Origin of the sequence: Pseudoalteromonas ostreae (assembly GCF_018069805.1) — a bacterium.
GTDB classification, from domain to species: domain Bacteria; phylum Pseudomonadota; class Gammaproteobacteria; order Enterobacterales; family Alteromonadaceae; genus Pseudoalteromonas; species Pseudoalteromonas ostreae.
Genome location: NZ_JAGPYN010000001.1, coordinates 81,728 through 100,439 on the forward strand (window position 1 = coordinate 81,728; position 18,712 = coordinate 100,439).

Genomic DNA, 18,712 nt, shown 5'->3' on the forward strand with positions numbered 1-18,712 from the left:
CCTCAATGATCTTATTTGACAAGAACGGCCTCTTCTATGGCGCGCATTGTCCTGATTTTGAGATAAATAGAAAGGACTCAAAGAAAATTATGATTTCTTATTACTATTTCTTTAAATTCAATTGGTTAATTGTTTTAAGTAAAATTACTTGTTGTAATAAGTAATTTAAATTGGTCAAATAGCAAGATGAATCGTTTTGGATTGTTGAACTTTTGAAAATTAAACGGCTGCTGTTGCAACACAGCTTCTTTGTAATTGTTTTGTTACTGTTTTTTTTGTTGGTTTGGCTCAGTGGCCGGCTGAATGTGGTTACATCCACGGGGGCCTTAAAGCCTTTAATTGAAACATCTAGCCGCTGTCAGACGAGGGCAACAGAAAACCAAGCGCAATTAATTGTCTATGCCTCCTCGCAAAAGGTCGCACGCTCTTTAATACAAAATCTGTGTGAAGATCCCGTTGTAGCAAAACAATATGGCGAAGTGATCGCTTTATGGGGTTACCGTACTGCCGATAGCATTGAGTTTATTGGTAAAGGCATTGCTGATTTAATTTTGGCCAAAAACAATATTATCTCAGCCTTTAAAGCTGAATCGACCTATAACTACCAGCCTGTGGTTGGCTTTCCTAGTTATACCGCGTTTTTTATTTCAGCTAAAGAAAAGCCAAAAATTAACAAGCAATACTTTTTGGGGAAACGGATTGGCTTACTTGATTATCCTACAAGCCGCTCGGGGCATATATTACCTAAACAAAAGTTTAAAGATTTAGGGATCAACCTTGAAAATTTAAACATTACTTACGCCAGTTCACATAATGAGCTTAGGGAGTTATTAGCCAATGGACAAGTTGATTTAATAGCCTCTTTTTGGAAGGAGGCAGATCAGGCGCATTTCTCAAAAAATTATATAACTCCAATCAGCGACAATGTAATAGGCACACGTTGGTACTTTAAAATGCAGCATGAGAACACTGATTTGCTGTGCGCTATCCAATCTCAATTAATCCAATTATCTAAGCAGCAAGTGTTGACTTATTTTAATCATGTTGAACCATATTGGCATTGTTCAGCGGGTAAAGCTGAATTTTTAGGAGAGCAACGCAATGAACAATAAGCGCTTGTTTGGCGTGACACTGCTTATTTTTAGTGCGGCGCTACTGATGTTTAAATTATCTAGTTATGTGCAGCAGGCGCAACATAACGATTTAATAATGGCTGATATTGAAAACCGGATTGCACTAGATTTGCCTCGCTTAGACTTATCAAATCGTTTTTTGAAACACTCGGGCAACCATGATGCTATTGCAGGTTATCTACAACGTTTGAATATGCAATTAAAACAACAGCCCATTCAAGTTAATAGCATCAATGATGTCTCACTGGCATTAACAAATAATGGCCGCGAAAGTTGGACAGAGTATCTTGAAACAAGTGATCAAAAAGTTGCGATTACATTTTTAATCGAGACGCATTGGTGGCATATAAGCGATATTTATACTGCTATAACATTGTTATTATTGTCTTTTTTATTTGCTAAGTGGGCTGAACTTATTAACCGAACATCGCTTAAACACTTAGCATTAACAGAACAAATAGAGCAACCTCCGCTGGTTAATGTAAAAGTGAAACTAGTGATTGATTTGCAAGATAAGGTTTTGGCTATTAATAATAACGCTGGGATAAAAGCTGGCTTAGCTAACAAACCACTGTGTTTTTACTTGGCTTTAATCGAGTTTTGCGTTGAGAGGCCGGACGTGGCACTTAATCAAAATAAAGATGTGCCGGATGAGCTAATTGAGCTTGCCAATAAGTATTTTTACCGATTAACACAACTTGGCCACACTATTCGTAAACGGCCTAACTTTACTAACAGTCTAGAAAAAACCTTGAGTGAAATTAGGGCTGCATTGGATGAGGTACTTATTGAACACTCACAGCTGAAGGAAATATATTACCCACCTAAGGCACATGGTGAAGGCTCGCGATCTCGGTTACATAGTTATGGTTTATCGAATATCAAAGCCGATGATATAGAGGTGATAGGCAAATAACCTTAACCTAGTTAGTAAGTTAGTTCAGAATAAAAACCTCACACTGCTAATACTCAAACTGTGTGAGGTAAGCTCTGATTATTTAGGAGCAAATTCAATGGCTTTGACTGGGCTATTTTCAATAAAGAAGCGTTTTAATGCCTGTGCATCTGTTTCGTCAGTGCTGACAAATCCTGTATGATTTATCAGTAGCGGGTAGCCGTCGCCGCCAGATGCATTGTAGCTATTAATGCTCATACGATAGGTTTTGTTTTTATCCAGAGCTTTGCCGTTGATCATCACTTTAGTCAGCGCATTATCGTTACGCTCGAAGCTTAATTTGTGGTATTGCAAATAAGCACCAGAATCCGGTGGGAAACTAGTTACAGTCTCAAGGTAATCCCAAAGCTCTTGGCCTTGCCAATCAATATACGCGATGCGATTTTTAAAAGGGTGTACTTTTAAAATATCTTTATAACTAACTGCACCTGCAGCAATACTATCACGTACGCCACCGCCGCTGATGATACCAAAATCTGCGCCAACAACATTCATTTGCGCTTGCACAATAACGCGCGCTAAGTTGGTTTGGTGATAACGAACTTTATTGCGATCGCCTTCAAGTTTTGCATCAACATAACCAATTTTGCCTTCAATTTGTTTTGCACCTTTGGCTTGGTAATCAGCTAAAAATGTTTTTAAGGCGGCGTCTGGTTTGATGTATTCGTTGGCAAGCTCAGGCTTAATTGAACCATCAGCTTGCGTTTTATCAACGTATAAGTTAACTGGCAATAATTTATAATCTAATAAGGTTAATACGCCGTTTTCTTGTTTAAACTCGGCTTTGCCGACATATTTACCCCATTCATGAGCTTGCATTATCCACGTACCATTTTGTTGGTCTGGTTTACATGGCATACCGGGTTTAAAGTTATCGTCATTTTTATTTTCGCTTGCCATGCACACAGGTTCTTGTGAGTGACCGCCGATGATCATATCAAGGGTATGAGCAGGTAAAGAGCGGGCAAGGGTAACATCGCCAGGTGCATTTATGCCATAATTCGCATCAACATAATGACCCATATGAGTTACTGCAATCGTGATATCCGGTTGATATTGTGCTTTGATTTTCTCGGCTAAAGCTTGGGTTACTACAACGGGCTCTTGAAATTCAAGGCCGCTGATATACTGCGGGTTGCCTATTTTAGCGGTATCTGTGGTTGTTAAACCAATAACGGCGATTTTCAGCCCTTGTTTGTTAAAAATCTTATAGGATTCGAAGGCATTTTCACCGGTTTTTTTATCAATTATATTAGCCGAAAGAAGCGGAAAATTTGCCCACTGCTGCTGTTGTTTTAAAACGCTCAGTGGATTATCAAATTCATGATTACCAATCGCCATCGCATCGTAACCAATTAATGACATTCCTTTAAAATCAGGCTCTGCAAATTGCAGGTCTGATTCTGGAATGCCTGTATTTATATCACCACCAGATAGAAGTAGCACTGCGTGACCTTGTTGCTGCGCATCAGCACGTAACTGGTCGATTAAGGTTTTACGTGCAGCCATACCGTATTCACCTTTTTCGTTATGCCAAAAGCGGCCATGATTATCATTGGTATGTAAAATGGTGAGGTAGTGAATATCTGCTGTGTCAGCTTGTTGAACGGAGGTTTGATGATTACTACATGCTGTAATGCTTAGTAATAGGAAAAATGAAAGTAATATGCGCATAATATGACCCGTGTTGTCAGTGTTGTGCTATTTATTAAGCGCATAGTTTAAACTAGTTTTATTGCAAAATAACGTAATTATTCTATTTTAATGTCATTTTTGAAATGTAATTTTCCAGTCGCGGCTAATTGACGTCGCTGTAACTCTTGTTCTGCTAATGCTGATTTTTCATGGTTATTACCCACCATCCAGTTTAAAAAGCTTGCCGGTAATTTAGTGTACGCCTCTCCTTGGTGTAAGCCAAAATCACAGATGTGCTGCTCTTCATTCGACATAGTTGTTAATCCTGTTGTGTGTGTTTTATTGTTATAAATAATACTAACAAAATAAACTCGGCTATTAAGACGATTTCGTTTTAAACAAAATTTATTTATAACGTGAGTGAATAATAATATATTGTAACCACATGTAATTTAAATGTAATCAATCCGGTTTGATTTGTTTAAAGGTACGTTTTGCTATCGTAATCTACACAATAGTTTTTTACTATTTGCATTAAATTCATATAACCACAGCATTCTTCAGGATAAATATAATAATGAAAAAACTATTACTGTGCGGTTTGTTAACCGCAACCACATTTGCAAGTCATGCAACTGTAGTTGAAATGCAAACTTCACAAGGTGCTATTAAGGTTGATTTGTTTGATCAACAGACCCCTAAAACGGTCGAGAACTTTTTAAGTTATATACAAAGTGATGCGTACAACCAAACCGTGATCCACCGTTCAATCAAAGACTTTATTATTCAAGGCGGAGGCTTTACTTTTAGCGATGATTTTAAATCGATCGCAACGTCACCAGCTGTTGTGAATGAGCCAGAATTATCGAATGTAAAAGGCACGATTGCCATGGCAAAAGTCGGCGGTGATAAAAATAGCGCTACCAGTCAATGGTTTTTTAATCTCAAAGATAATAGTGCAAACTTAGATAAGCAAAATGGCGGTTTTACCGTATTTGGTCAAATTACAGCAGATAGTTATACTGTGCTAGATAAGATCTCTGCGTTAGTGCATTGCGGTGAAATACCGGTAGTTAATCTAACTAAAGACCAATGTGCAAGTGCAGATACCACGTTGACTATTGCTAATTTAGTGTCGATCAATAGTGTTGTGGTACTTGATGATGATCCAAATTCGTCAGTAAATTTATCTCCAAAAGAAAATACGCTAATTGACGATTCGACTCCAACTCAGCCTGATGATGGGGATAGCTCAAGTGGTAGTATGAGCTGGTTACTACCATTATTATTGCTAGGCTTTAAACGCCGCTGCGCAGCTTAAAGGTATATACTTGCTATCGGGCTATGTGTCCCGATAGCAAACGTAACGCTTTAGAGTGCAAATACCCGCATTACTAATAACACCCACATAGTTAAAACCAGTAAACAGCCAAGCAAAAAGCTATAATAGCGAGGTTTTACGCTATTGCTGCCTAAATGAATAATACTGTGAATGACGCGCGAGATCACAAAACCCCAGGCTAAAGTAATAAATACATAACCCGCAGCATTGAGCTGCAAAGCAGCTAAACAGGCTACAAAAAATAGCACGGGTATTTCAAACTGATTAATAAAGTTTCTACCGGCAATATGTACATCATCACCCGCATTATTTAATTGCATAGTGGCAAAATCTTGCATAGTAATCGTTTTGTTACGCGCCGCACTAAAACGGCGGCGGCCCATGACTACCATTACCGTAAAAGTGAGTAGTACCTGAGAAAACATCGCGAGTAATACATATTTTTCCATTAAGAGTCTCATTTGATAAATAACGTAGCTTTAAGCCTAGCAGTTTGTGTTTACAATTCACAATGTGTTACAAAGTAATTAGGAAAATGATTGCAAGCGTTATGAATTTTACCGATCATTCAAACAACAAATAAGTACGGATCACATTCTCAATATGAAAAAAATAATTACTTTAAGCGCTATTGCTTTAGCAGTATTAAGTGGCTGCGGCACTACCACCACAGCGGTACAGCAGCAAACGTCATTACTTTCAGATACGCTGGTAATAAGTCCCAACGATACTCGTCAATATAAAACCCTTAAACTTGAAAATGAGATTGAAGTAATTTTAGTGTCGGATCCAACTGCTGAAAAATCAGCCGCTTCACTGAGTGTGGGTGTTGGGTTATTACATGATCCAATCAGCCAGCAGGGCATGGCGCATTATTTAGAGCACATGCTATTTTTAGGCACAGATCGTTACCCAGATACCAAAGGGTACTCTGATTTTATGACTAAAAACGGCGGCGACCACAATGCTTATACATGGTTAGATGTTACTAATTACATGTTTGAAGTAAATAACGATGCTTACGATGAAGGATTGGATCGTTTTGCTGATTTTTTTAAATCCCCTAAGCTTTACCCAGAATACACCGATAAAGAAAAAAACGCAGTAAACGCCGAATGGTCAATGCGTCGCGAGATGGATTTTTTTGGTCAGTTTAAACTTGCCCGACAAATGATGGGCGATCATCCAGCTAATCGTTTTTTAATCGGTAATCTTGAAACATTAGGTGATAAAGAAGGTAGCTCTCTACATAAAGAAACCGTTGATTTTTATAATAAATACTACTCTTCTAACATTATGAAAGTAGCAATGATTTCAAATCTACCACTTGCGGAAATGGAAGCGAAAGCACAAAAATACTTCGCTGATATTGAAGATAAAAAGATCGACAAACCAACTGTTACCACAAAGCTAGATTTTGATAACGTAGGTGGAAAACGCGTTCACTACGCGCCAAATGAAGACGTAAAAGAGCTACAACTTGATTTTACTATTACCGATAACAGCAATGACTTTGCCGTTAAACCTAACCGTTTTGTGGCATACTTATTAAGCAATGAAATGCAAGGTAGCCCGGCGCAAATTTTGCGTGATAAAGGCTGGGTTTCACAACTTTCAGCTGGGGCAGCACCAACCCAATATGGTAATTACGGTGCGCTGACGGTTAATGTGCAATTAACAGACGAAGGCATGAAAAACCGTGAAACGATCGTTGCAACAATAATGCAATATATTGATTTGATCAAAAAAGAAGGTGTAGATAGTAAATACTTTAATGAAATTCGCACTTCACTTAATAATGAATTTCAATTTTTAGAAAAAGGCGATGAATTTGGCTATGTCAGTAATTTAACTGGTAGCATGCAAGATTATCCACTAAACCACGTTATTAATGCGCCTTTTTATTATGCTAAGTTTGATGCAGCTGCGATCAACAACGTACTTGCGCAACTCAATGCTGATACTCTACGTATTTGGTATACCTCACAGCAAGAAGAAACCGATTCGCAATTGCATTTTTACGATGGTAAATACCGCATTGAAGATATCAGTGATGCTGAAATTGCCAGCTGGAGTAAGCCTAGTCAGTTTGCCTTAGCATTACCTACGGTAAACCGTTTATTACCAGAGAGTTTTGCGATTAAAACGGCACAATTTGCAGAGCAAAAACACCCTAAGCTGGCATATGATAAAAATGGCGTAAAAGTATGGCGTCAAGCGAGTCAGAACTTTGCTGAGCAACCGAAAGGTTTGGTCGAAGTTTACTTAAATACCCCAGATGCTCTGACGGATATCAAAGCTAAAGTACTTTATTCAGTATGGTCTGACTTATTTAACTTACAACAGAGCAAGCTAAGTACCGAAGCTGCCGTGGCAGGTATGAGTGTTGGCCTTGAAGCAAGTAACGGACTGATCCTTTCAATGAGTGGCTTTACCGATAAGCAAAATGTTTTACTCGCGCAAGCACTGACAAATATTGATGTGCAAGTAACTGAGCAAGGTTTTGCTCAAGCGCTTGATCGTTACCAACGTGATTTATTAAACGCCCAAAAACAATTCCCTTATTATCAAGCATTTGGTGAGTACTCTAAATTAATACGAACAGGCAGTTTTGACACCGATGCACTGATCAATACGGCAAAAGCATTAACCATTGCAGATTTTGAGCAGCTTAAACAGCATACCTTTGCTAATAACGAAATGCGCGTGTTCACTTATGGTAACTATAACCAATCAGATGTTGAAGCGATAGCTAAAGAGTTAACGGCAGTTTTACCAGCGGCGCATAAAAGCACTGAATTTGCGCGCAGTAAAGCGTGGTTACCGCAACCAGGCGAAACGATTGTATTGCAAAAAGATATTGATGTGGCTGATGTTGCTATTATTGATATGACCGTACACCCGATTGCAGGCTATAAGCAAAAAGCGCAAGCGCAAGTCTTACAAGGTCACTTTAGTACCGTTGCGTTTGATAAGTTACGTACTGAAGAGCAATTAGCGTATGCGGTTGGTGGTTTAGCGCGGCCGATTGAAGATTACTCAGCGATTGGCTTGTTTATTCAAACCCCAGTAAAAGATGTAAAAACCATGCAAGCGCGTTTTGAAGAGTTTAAAAAGCAATATGCTATAGAGCTTGATAACATGAGCGAAGAAACGTTTGCTCAACTTAAAAACGCTGTATTAGTGTCGCTTAAACAGCAGCCTAAAAATCTTAGCGAGGAGATGGGTCCGTTAATTGGCGATTGGTATCGTGAAAACTTTGATTTTGATTCAAAGGATAAGTTAATCGCTGAAGTTGAAAAAGTCACCCTTGCTGATATCAAAGACTACTACCAGCAAACTATGTTAAACCCACAAGCTGCACGTTTAAACGTACAACTTCGTGGTAGCAAGTTTGCTGACAAACCGTTTGCAGATTTACCAAAACAAACATTGGTAACAGACTTACAAGCGCACTTTAATGGCATTAAATTACAAAAGTAATTTAGCACATTGAAGCGTTGAAAAAGATTAAAGCCCAAGCTATTTGCTTGGGTTTTTTTATGAATCATTATCTTTTAAATAATTTACAAAATGTACGTACAGTGTAACTATATAAAAAAGGAACAGCTCAAACCGCTAGGATTTTGATGAATAAAATAGTGTGCATATCGCTACTGCTAAGCCCTTTTTATAGCTTAGCTAACTCATTTTCTGATGATTTTGTAAACGCTGCAAATGATAGAACAACACAAAGCGTGCGCTATGACGGCGCTTATCACCGCATTGCCTATCCAAATGGCGATGTACCTGCCAATATTGGCGTATGCACAGATGTAATTATTCGCAGCTACCGAGCACTGGGTATCGATTTACAAAAGTTAGTTCATGAAGATATGCGCGATAATTTTTCAGTCTATCCATCAACAAGAATATGGGGGCTTACTAAACCCGATAGTAATATCGATCATCGTCGCGTGCCTAATTTACAGGCTTTTTTTAAACGCCACGGTACAGTACTGCCCATAACTAATAATGCTCCGACCTATAAAGCGGGCGATATTGTCACGTGGATGCTGCCGGGCAATTTGCCGCATATCGGTATCGTGGTAGATACATACACTGCAGATAACAAAACCCCATTGATAGTGCATAACATAGGCGCAGGGCCGCAACTTGAGGATGTACTGTTTCGTTATAAGATCACCGGCCATTATCGGTATGAGCCAGCCGTTAATATATTTTCAGGTAAAAAAATATGCTGCTAAGCCTGAGTGATTAGAAGTTCTAATTACTGCATTTGTAGTTGAGATGACAGTGAAGCGCCTGGGTAACAACGCAAATGCTGTAGGCCTAATGATGATTAAAGATATTAATAAAGGTTGGTAATAGCACTAATTCTTTGCTTTCTGACATATAATGATCTGCACTGATCCAATTAAGGATAATTCCTTTTAGTGGTTACGGTGTTGTCTTGAGTATTATTTACTAAGTAATTTTATTGTTGAACCCGATAACATATAGCTGAATTAACGATGAGTACAAAGTTTGTCAGCGATTTGTTTATATAGAGTCTAATGACTACAACCTATCGCATTACTGTACGGTATTTACTCGTTCTATGCATAAGGATATGAGAAATGATTAATAAATTAGTGCTTGGACCTGTTTTGGGTATTGAATCTGATACTCTCTATACAGTTACGTTTGTCACAGATAAATTAGCGACTACTGCCACGGTAGAATGTGGTGGTAATGTTACTTCGGCAACATTGATTGGTGAAATCTATTCCGGACTAGTCTGGAGAGTTGCTCTAGAGATAACAATACAAGGGCAACAAGTTGCCTATCAAGTTGTGAGTGACGGTGTGATAATGTCTGATGCATCAGGCAATGTTAACTGGTATTTTTATGTTGCAGGTCAAAATAGTCAGCCAAAAATAGCTTATGGATCTTGCAATGGTTTCTCAGATTATAAGTTGATGACCTCAATTGATCAGCCGTATAAGCTTTGGCATGAAATGGCTGAACAGCATGCCAAAGCTCCTTTTTCGCTATTATTACTGGGTGGTGATCAAGTTTATGCAGACTCAATTTGGACAAAAATTAATTTATTAAAAGCCTGGAATGAGTTAGGAATAACAGAAAAAATAAAGCGTAAAGCAACGAAGGAAATGCGTGCTCAAATTGATAAATTTTTTAGCGAGCTTTATGTCGATCGTTGGAATAAACAACCCATTTCATCTATGCTGGCATCAATCCCGTCAATTATGATGTGGGATGACCATGATATTATAGATGGTTGGGGGAGTTACCCTGAAGCACTGCAAAATTGCGATGTATATAAAGCAATATTTACAGCGGCAAAAAAGCATTTTGGTTTATTACAAATACGTGGTCAGAATCACAATACCGCCTTATTAGCTCCCATTAAAGATCACTTTACGATGGCAGTTAAATACCGAGGATATAACATTCTTGCATTAGATAATCGCTCACAAAGAACGCTTAAACACGTTATGAGTAAACAGCAGTGGGCTGAAATCTCTCACTATTTACAGCAGGTATGTATAAGCGGTGACTTATTAGTAATGAGTGCGGTTCCCGTTGTATACAGAGATTTTTCATTTGCAGAAAGCATTGTTGATACGACCCCTTGGGAAGAAGAATTGACGGATGATCTTAAGGATCATTGGCGAGCTAAAGAGCATGAAGGAGAGCGATTAAAGCTGATTATGCGACTGCTTGATAATGCGGCATTAAGAAAGGCTAAAACCGTTATTTTATCTGGTGATGTGCATGTGGGATGTTTAGGTATTATTAGAGATTTACGTCACTCTCAAGCCACTAGTATTCATCAGGTTGTGTCATCTGGAATAGTTCATCCAGCACCGACATACTTGCAATGGTTAGGGGTATTAGCGGTTACGAATGATGATCTGGAATATTTAGAAGAAACCCGCCTAATAACAACCGATATATTAAAACCTCATGGTTCTAATAAATATATTAGGGCAAGAAATTTCGTGACGCTTCAAGAAGGAAGCGACGCGAAGTTGTGGGTAAATTGGTTTTGTGAAGGTAAAGATAAACCTGCATTTCCGTTACAATAATTGCTGATGGTTATTCAAAATGCGCGCATAGCGTGTTGTACTATTCTTAATGTGGCTTTAAACCTAGGGCACAATAGTTAGAGGTTCTATATTTTGGATGTTATGACGCACGAGAGTGTTAAACAAAAATTTACGACGTACCCTGAAAATATCGCGGTTGTATTACATGAGATCAGAAGTCTGATTTTGCAGGTAGCTGTGCAGGATGGCATCACTGAACTTGAAGAAACACTCAAGTGGGGAGAGCCGAGTTATATTTCAAAAATAGGCTCTACCATTCGTTTTGATCACAAACCAAAATCAGCTGAGCAATTTTGTATGTACTTTAACTGTAAAACTAAACTTATTGAAACCTTCAAAGAGCTTTATGGTGATACGTTTAGCTATGAAGGTAACCGTGCTTTGGTGTTTAAGCTTAATCAAACCGTGCCAGTTAAAGAGCTAGCCCATTGTATATCGTTGGCTTTGCGCTATAAAAAAATAAAGCACCTGCCATTGCTAGGTGCTTAAATTTAAGAAGTTATTGTCCGGCAGAAAGAGCAATATAAAATCCCGCCAACGCAAACCTAGTGCTGACAATAGTTACTTAGCTCTTGCTGCACGTGCGGCGTGTAGCTTTTTATAGCTGTCGATCAAACGCTGATGACGATCTAACCCTTCGAGTTGCATATTGGTTGGCGTTAAACCGTAGAACATCACATCACCATTGATAGAGCCGACTACTGCATCCATTACTTCTTGACCAAACATGCGGGTGAAGCTGTGAATGTAGTCTTCAATTTCTAAGTCATCATTTAGCGCAACTTCTAAAGTCGCGTGCATTGCTTGGTAGAATAACCCACGTTCAACAGTGTTATCGTTAAATTGTAAGAAGGTCTCAACCAGTTCCATGGTCGCTTCTAAATCGCCTAATGCTAAATAAATTAGCAACTTAAGCTCAAGAATAGTTAACTGACCCCACACGGTGTTTTCGTCAAACTCAACGCCAATTAAGGTGATGATATCGATGTAATTATCAAGCTGGCTGTCTTCTAAGCGCTCAACTAAGCCGGCAAGTTGGTCTTCATCTAAACTGTGCAGATTTAAAATATCTTCGCGGTATTTAAGGGCTTTATTGGTGTTATCCCAAATTAAGTCTTCGACAGGGTAAACTTCTGAATAATCAGGCACTAAAATACGGCATGCGGTGCCAAGGTCTGAAAATTCAGCAATATAAGCTTCTTTACCTAAGGCTTTTAAAATACCAAATAAGCTAGCTGTTTCTTCTTCGTTAGTACCTGAAAAATCCCATTCCACAAAGTCATAATCGTGTTTAGCACTGAAAAAGCGCCATGAGATCTTACCGGTTGAATCAATAAAGTGTTCAACAAAGTTTTCAGGTTCAGATACTGCCATGCTGTTGAATGTTGGTTTTGGTACGTCGTTTAAACCTTCAAAGCTGCGACCTTGTAATAGTTCTGTTAAGCTACGTTCAAGGGCGACTTCAAAACTTGGGTGTGCACCAAATGAAGAAAATACACCACCAGTTTTCGGGTTCATTAATGTTACGCACATCACTGGGAACTGTCCGCCAAGGGAGGCATCTTTCACCACAACCGGAAAGCCTTGCTCTTCTAAGCCTTTAATACCGGCAACAATACTTGGATATTTAGCAAGTATCGCTTCTGGTACGTCTGGCAATACCAGTTCTTGCTCGATGATTTGGCGTTTAACAGCACGCTCAAAAATCTCAGATAAGCATTGTACTTTGGCTTCGGCAAAGTTATTACCCGCACTCATGCCGTTACTTAAAAACAAGTTTTCAATCAAGTTTGATGGAAAGTACACAGTTTCGCCGTCAGAGTGACGCACATATGGGATCGAGCAAATACCGCGCTCAACATTACCTGAGTTAGTGTCTATTAGGTGCGAGCCACACAGCTCATCTTCAGGGTTATAAATGCTCAGCGTGTGGTCGTCTAAAATACCTTCTGGTAGTGAGTCATCATCAGTGAGTTGAAACCATTTTTCGTTAGGGTAATGGACAAACTCACTGTTGGCAATTTCTTCACCAAGAAATTGATCATTATAGAAAAAGTTACAGTTTAAACGTTCAATAAACTCGCCAAGGGCTGAGCATAATGCGCTTTCTTTGCTGGCGCCTTTACCATTGGTAAAACACATTGGTGATGCTGCATCACGAATATGCAATGACCAGACGTTTGGTACAATATTGCGCCATGATGAAATTTCAATCTTCATGCCTAAGTCAGCCAAAATCGCTGTCATATCAGCAATGGTTTGCTCAAGTGGTAAATCTTTGCCTAAAATAAAGGTGTTTTCGCTGCCTTCAGACTTTGCCATTAACATGGCTTGTGTATCTTCTTCTAGGCTTTCTACGGCATCAATTTTGAATTCAGGTATGGTTTGAATAACACGTTTTACGGTACAACGATCAATAGAGCGCAAAATGCCAGTGCGGTCTTTTTCAGAAATGCTTTCAGGGAGTTCAACCTGGATTTGGAAGATTTGGTTATAACGATCTTCAGGATCAACAATGTTGTTTTGCGCAACACGAATACCGTCAGTCGAGATATCACGGGCATTGCAATACACTTTAATAAAGTACGCAGCACATAAAGCCGAAGATGCTAAAAAGTAGTCAAAGGGACTTGGCGCAGAGCCATCGCCTTTGTAACGGATTGGTTGATCCGCAATGACTGAGAAATCGTCAAACTTAGCTTCTAATCTAAGATTATCGAGAAAATTAACTTTAATTTCCATTGAGTTGGTCCACCTTCGTGCGCACTAATAAGCGAGGTTTGCAGGTGTTTGCGCCAAGCTTAGTCAGTGTATTTTCATTTGGCTGCAATTATCCGCTTTTTAGGGCTGCACATACAAGTAATTGTCGAGGTTAATTAAAAGAAATGCTATTTGCAGCGCATAAACTGCTAAAAGTCATGCGGTTTGATGTGTTGATATAAATTTAATACTCGGAGTAAGCCTGAAGCTCAACAATTAGACATCGAAACATAGTGAATTTAAAGTAATTTAGTATTAATTGATTAAAGTGAATATCACGAATGTTTTAATTGTGTTGTTATTTTGTAATTATTTTGCTTAGCAGCTTGAATATAGTAGGCAAAATTTTCATCTGTGGTCTAACGTTAGTAATGCATATTGCAAAATACTAATATCATAAGGTAACGCAGATGATGAAAAAGCTGTATTGGTTATTAACTGTAAATTGCATCCTGTTTACAGGTGCTTCTTATGGCGAGATCAACTTATCAGGGTTTACCAGTATAAATGCTGGTAAAGTTTTATCTGGAAGTGGGGTCCCGCAGTACGATATACCGCCTACTTTTTTGGCCGATTACCCAATCGTATCGTCTTACTCCGAAGATGTTTCGTTTAAACCAGAGAGCTTATTTGGGCTACAAATTAGCGCTGATTTAGCTGATGGATTATCGGTGACAGGTCAACTAGTTGCTCGAGGCGCCAATGATTTTGATGCAAAAATTGAATGGGCTTATCTCTCGTATGAGATTAATGAAAATTGGACAGTTCAAGCTGGTAAAAAACGATTGCCCCTGTTTTATTATTCGGATTTTTATGATGTAGGCTACGCCTATGTGTGGATGCGTCCGCCTGCAGATAATTATACGTGGCAAATATTTAACTATAATGGTGTCAATGCACTTTATAGCGGTGAAATTGGTGATTGGTCTGTAATGGGTAATCTTTATTACGGTGAAGAAGATGATACAGAAAATAAATTGCTTAGTGAGTTTTTTTTCAATGAGCCGACGCGTGAAATTTGGCGTGATATGTTAGGTGGGGTACTGCAATTAAATAAAGAGTGGTTTGAAGTTAGATTAACCCATATGACTTACAAAAATGAGCGCTACCGTGATGGTAAGCGGGTATTATTTGATGGTGAAACTAGCCGTACAGGTAAGTTTTATGGTGTTGCAGTTAACCTAGACTTTGAAAGTTTATTTTTATTAACAGAGTTAAATAGGTTGGATTTGAATGGCAACTCTGATACTTCAATGATCACGCTAGGTTATCGTTTAGACACAATTACTCCTTACGTTTCTTACTCTCAATTTAAAGAAGATGCCGACGATGGCGAACAGCACAATACAACGTCAGTCGGAATACGCTGGGATTTTCATTCTTCAGCGGCTTTTAAAGTTCAGTTTGATAAAGTGAATGACAAATCATTTGATTTAGCCGTTGCAGGTGATAGTGAGTCGATCACACTTGGCATTGACTTGGTATTTTAAGGAATACGCTATGATGTTGTTAAAAAAGATACTTTTACCACTTTTATTGCTTAGTTGTTATTCAGTAAACGCGGAGGTCGTTGTTGTTGTACATCCTGGAAATAATAGTAGTTTTGATCAGTCTGAGATTTCAAAGCTTTTTTTAGGCAAGGCCAAATCATTTTCTGATGGCAATCAAGCTGTACCATTGAATCAAGAAGAAGCCTCTGCAGCACGCCAAGAATTTGATGCAAATGTTTTATCAAAATCAGGTAGCCAGTTAAAGGCATACTGGTCAAAGCTTATTTTCACTGGTAAAGGTTCGCCTCCTAAGGAAGTGAGTAACGATGCGGAGGTGATTGATTTAGTTAGTAAAAACCCAAGCATGATTGGTTACATTAATGCTGCATCGGCAACTGATTCAGTGAAGTCGGTTGGGAAGTTTTAGTAATTACTAAGATAAGAACGTACAACATTAAAATCGATTACAGGAAACTGTAATCGATTTTTTATTAAAAGTATGCACTTTACGCAATCACTAAAAAGCCGACAAACGCGCAGGCTGCTGCAATAAGCGTATATGGCAATTGAGTAATGGCATGGCTCATTAAGTTACAACTAGACCCTTGGGCCGCTAGTACTGTTGAGTCTGAGTAAAAACATGCTTGGCTACCAAATGATGAGGCAGATAACAGCGCACCAATCACCAGCGGTATATTTGCATCAACGGCGACGGCTAATGGCATCACAATTGGAATTGTTACCGCAAAAATACCCCAGCTTGAGCCTGTAGCAAACGCCAAAATTGCCATTGCTAAAAACACCACGGCAGGTAAATACCCCGCAGTCATAAATGGGCTGAGCGATTCAATTACAAACTGCGGTAATAGCAGTTGGTCGCATACATCTTTAAAAATAAATGCGGCAATCACAGTACCTATCGCTGGCAGCATGCTTTTAAAACCATCGAGCATTTTTTCAATCATTTCGGCAAATGGCATTAGTTTTTGCAACATATAAAATGGGATTGTTACGGTGAATGTCGCTAATAACCCTTTGTATACATCAATGTCAAAATACACAGTGAACGCAACGAGTAATAAAATAGGCAGTAAAAAGTTGTACAGTTTGCCGTGACTGTCTGCGCTTTCAAAGCTTTCTTCAACGGCTTTTACTGCGTATTCATCGGCTGTTTGTACTTCATTGTATTGCGCTGGATCTACTTGCAGTTGCTCTTGCATCGCCTGTAATTGGGCTTTTTTCATCGGCCCAAATAAAGGGATAACGCCAAGTACCACTAATGGCACAAGTAGCACGGCAAACCAAGCGTACAACATATACGGTATGGCTTGAATATACACGGCAATACCTTGGCCTTCACTGGCGATGTTGTTATCAACCAATAAGCCACCAAAGAATACCGCCCATGTAGACAATGGTACTAATACGCAAATTGGCGCTGCGGTAGAGTCAACTACATAAGCAAGCATCTCACGGCTAATTTTGAATTTATCGGTAATGCGTTTCATGGTTTCACCCACGGTAAGCGCATTGAGGTAGTCATCAATAAAAATAACGATACCAAGCAAAAAGGTCATGAGCAAAGATGAGCGTGGGCCTTTACAAAAACGCAGCGCAAAACAACCAAATGCTGCTGCACCACCGGTACGCACTAGTAATGCGATTAACGCACCAAAGCCACCACACACTAGAATAAGCCAGCCGATTGTTTCATCGACCATGACTTTTAACGATGCCGCAGCAAAGTTGCTAAGCATTTCAACTGGATTTAGCATAGCAAGGCCTGCAAGGGCGCCGATCAGCAAAGATAAAATAGGACGACGTAACACTATCGCCAAAACCACCACTACAATTGGCGGCACAAGACTTAACGCAGAAGGTTCAAGCATTTAAGTATTCACAAAATAAAAAGCATTCGAGTCATTGGCTCAAACTGCTTAACAAAAACAAAGAATGTTAGCCTAACGGCTGATATTCCAAGTCACTGCTTTTGCACGCAATCATTACTGTTGGCTTTCGCGGTGGGATGAGCACAAGTGCGACACAGTAAAGTGCGTTGGCTTGGCGCCAGACGGTGCAGGGGATGCATGCCGCTATTGTTATGCCGATAAAAACATCAGCGGGAAAATAATCTGCAATTGTGTTCGAGTCAATAAAAACTTTTAATTTAGTTAAAAATTCTTAATAGATGAATATTAATGCTTGCATTGTTTAGGTGAAATCCCAAATTTTTGCTTAAACAAACGGCTAAAGTGACTGGGGTTGGTAAAGCCAAGATCGTAGCAAACTTGACTTATTTGTTGTCCTGATTGTAGAAGTTGACGAGATCTCTTTAATCTTAGCTGCTGTTGCCACATGGCCGGGCTTTGCCCAAAGGCGAGTTTGAATTGCTGGTAAAATTTACTACGGCTCATACAGGCTATTTTACATAAAGTATCGATATCTAACGTTTGATTAAGATGTTCTTTAATAAAATGCAGGGCATCGGTTAATGGGCATACAATAGTTTGTTGGCAATTGGCGAGCATTAAATCGCGGCTTTGTTGTTGTAATAGTCGAGTGATTAACTCATTTACTGATAGATCAATTAGATAATGACGATCTTGCTCGTTTTCGCTAAATAACCCAATCATCCGTTCAAGTAATTGTTGGGTTTGTTGATTGTGTTGGGTATGCACCAGCTTTGGAATGTAATGAAAAAAATCACCGCTGCTTATTTGCTGCTGCATATTTAGCGCATCAGCTACTTGACTGATTTTATCGCGGCTAATTTCAATTGCCAAACAGGTGGTAGGTTGCTGCATTGATGCTTCTGGGAAGTCGATTAAAACCCCTTGTTCGGGTGCTAATACAAATGATTGCTGGGGTAAAAACTCTTCATGGTAGTTACTGTCGGCAACGTGCATCACTTTTTTGCCGCTGATCATGCCGCAAAACAGCAATTCGCTGGAATGCAGTGCTACTTTTTGTGCATCTTGGTAGGTGTCGTAAATGCTCAGCTCGGCGTTGTCTGAGGCAAAAGTAATTTTATTTTCGATCAGTACATCAATCGCTTGGCGCTTTTTAGTCAGTTTTTCAGTCAATAACGTGGAATTCATTTTATTTCCTTTAAACACGACCAACAGAGTTTGGACGCACAGACATGTTTTTTGGACAGCTAATCAAGTTTTTATGCTTCTTATAAGCTAATGTCAACAGGTGGCGGATAAATAAACAACAATCTCCCGTCAAACTTAGTTAATTTGATTAAATTAAAAAGCAACATTTTGAATAAAGGACACACA

General features: G+C 39.1%; 15 protein-coding genes. 9 read left to right on the forward strand and 6 right to left on the reverse strand.

What is annotated here, in order from left to right; translation table 11 throughout:
- The first annotated feature begins 212 nt into the window (after positions 1–212).
- Positions 213–1,112 carry a PhnD/SsuA/transferrin family substrate-binding protein gene (locus tag J7338_RS00345; protein ID WP_415837778.1) on the forward strand — a complete coding sequence of 300 codons (900 nt, stop codon included), beginning with the start codon at positions 213–215 and terminating at the stop codon, positions 1,110–1,112.
- Entirely contained in the window at positions 1,102–2,049 is a 948-nt protein-coding gene (locus J7338_RS00350; protein ID WP_210794521.1) for a hypothetical protein, read from the forward strand. Before J7338_RS00345 ends, J7338_RS00350 begins: the two co-directional genes overlap by 11 nt.
- 78 nt (positions 2,050–2,127) lie before the next feature.
- Here J7338_RS00350 and ushA read toward each other — a convergent pair whose 3' ends face one another.
- Positions 2,128–3,762 carry a bifunctional UDP-sugar hydrolase/5'-nucleotidase UshA gene (gene ushA, locus J7338_RS00355; protein ID WP_210794523.1) on the reverse strand — a complete coding sequence of 545 codons (1,635 nt, stop codon included), beginning with the start codon at positions 3,760–3,762 and terminating at the stop codon, positions 2,128–2,130.
- Between the two features lie 77 nt (positions 3,763–3,839).
- Positions 3,840–4,037 carry a hypothetical protein gene (locus J7338_RS00360; RefSeq protein ID WP_210794525.1) on the reverse strand — a complete coding sequence of 66 codons (198 nt, stop codon included), beginning with the start codon at positions 4,035–4,037 and terminating at the stop codon, positions 3,840–3,842.
- A gap of 263 nt (positions 4,038–4,300) precedes the next feature.
- Here J7338_RS00360 and J7338_RS00365 point away from each other — a divergent pair, with 263 nt between their 5' ends.
- The gene (locus J7338_RS00365; protein ID WP_210794527.1) at positions 4,301–5,044 is read left to right on the forward strand and encodes a peptidylprolyl isomerase; all 744 of its coding nucleotides are present in this window, start codon (positions 4,301–4,303) and stop codon (positions 5,042–5,044) included.
- A 50-nt stretch (positions 5,045–5,094) separates the two neighbouring features.
- Here J7338_RS00365 and J7338_RS00370 read toward each other — a convergent pair whose 3' ends face one another.
- Entirely contained in the window at positions 5,095–5,514 is a 420-nt protein-coding gene (locus J7338_RS00370; protein WP_149979989.1) for an MAPEG family protein, read from the reverse strand.
- Positions 5,515–5,668: 154 nt separating this feature from the next.
- On the opposite strand from J7338_RS00370, the gene J7338_RS00375 reads away from it, so the two are divergent.
- From J7338_RS00375 to J7338_RS00390, 4 genes are all read left to right on the forward strand, one after another.
- Complete coding sequence (locus J7338_RS00375; RefSeq protein WP_210794530.1) at positions 5,669–8,548, forward strand: insulinase family protein; 2,880 nt, start codon at positions 5,669–5,671, stop codon at positions 8,546–8,548.
- A gap of 146 nt (positions 8,549–8,694) precedes the next feature.
- Positions 8,695–9,312: a DUF1287 domain-containing protein gene (locus J7338_RS00380; protein ID WP_210794533.1), complete on the forward strand. Its 618-nt coding sequence runs from the start codon at positions 8,695–8,697 to the stop codon at positions 9,310–9,312.
- Positions 9,313–9,684: 372 nt separating this feature from the next.
- Positions 9,685–11,157 carry an alkaline phosphatase D family protein gene (locus tag J7338_RS00385; protein WP_210794536.1) on the forward strand — a complete coding sequence of 491 codons (1,473 nt, stop codon included), beginning with the start codon at positions 9,685–9,687 and terminating at the stop codon, positions 11,155–11,157.
- Positions 11,158–11,259: 102 nt separating this feature from the next.
- Positions 11,260–11,667, forward strand: a complete 408-nt coding sequence (locus J7338_RS00390; protein ID WP_210794539.1) for a DUF1801 domain-containing protein — start codon at positions 11,260–11,262, stop codon at positions 11,665–11,667.
- A gap of 72 nt (positions 11,668–11,739) precedes the next feature.
- On the opposite strand, the gene J7338_RS00395 is transcribed toward J7338_RS00390, so the two are convergent.
- Positions 11,740–13,920, reverse strand: coding sequence for an OsmC domain/YcaO domain-containing protein (locus J7338_RS00395; RefSeq protein ID WP_210794542.1), 2,181 nt, complete (start codon positions 13,918–13,920; stop codon positions 11,740–11,742).
- A gap of 428 nt (positions 13,921–14,348) precedes the next feature.
- Between J7338_RS00395 and J7338_RS00400 the strand changes: the two genes are divergently transcribed.
- Together J7338_RS00400 and J7338_RS00405 are read left to right on the forward strand one after the other, a co-directional pair.
- The gene (locus J7338_RS00400; RefSeq protein ID WP_415837779.1) at positions 14,349–15,428 is read left to right on the forward strand and encodes a porin; all 1,080 of its coding nucleotides are present in this window, start codon (positions 14,349–14,351) and stop codon (positions 15,426–15,428) included.
- 13 nt (positions 15,429–15,441) lie between these two features.
- On the forward strand, positions 15,442–15,855 hold the full coding sequence (locus tag J7338_RS00405) for a type 2 periplasmic-binding domain-containing protein (RefSeq protein ID WP_210794867.1): 414 nt from the start codon (positions 15,442–15,444) through the stop codon (positions 15,853–15,855).
- Between the two features lie 79 nt (positions 15,856–15,934).
- Here the strand turns inward: J7338_RS00405 and J7338_RS00410 are convergent, their stop codons facing one another.
- Both J7338_RS00410 and J7338_RS00415 read right to left on the reverse strand, forming a co-directional pair.
- On the reverse strand, positions 15,935–17,317 hold the full coding sequence (locus J7338_RS00410) for a Na+/H+ antiporter NhaC family protein (protein WP_210794544.1): 1,383 nt from the start codon (positions 17,315–17,317) through the stop codon (positions 15,935–15,937).
- A 306-nt stretch (positions 17,318–17,623) separates the two neighbouring features.
- Positions 17,624–18,526 carry an AraC family transcriptional regulator gene (locus J7338_RS00415; protein ID WP_210794546.1) on the reverse strand — a complete coding sequence of 301 codons (903 nt, stop codon included), beginning with the start codon at positions 18,524–18,526 and terminating at the stop codon, positions 17,624–17,626.
- Between the last annotated feature and the right edge of the window lie 186 nt (positions 18,527–18,712).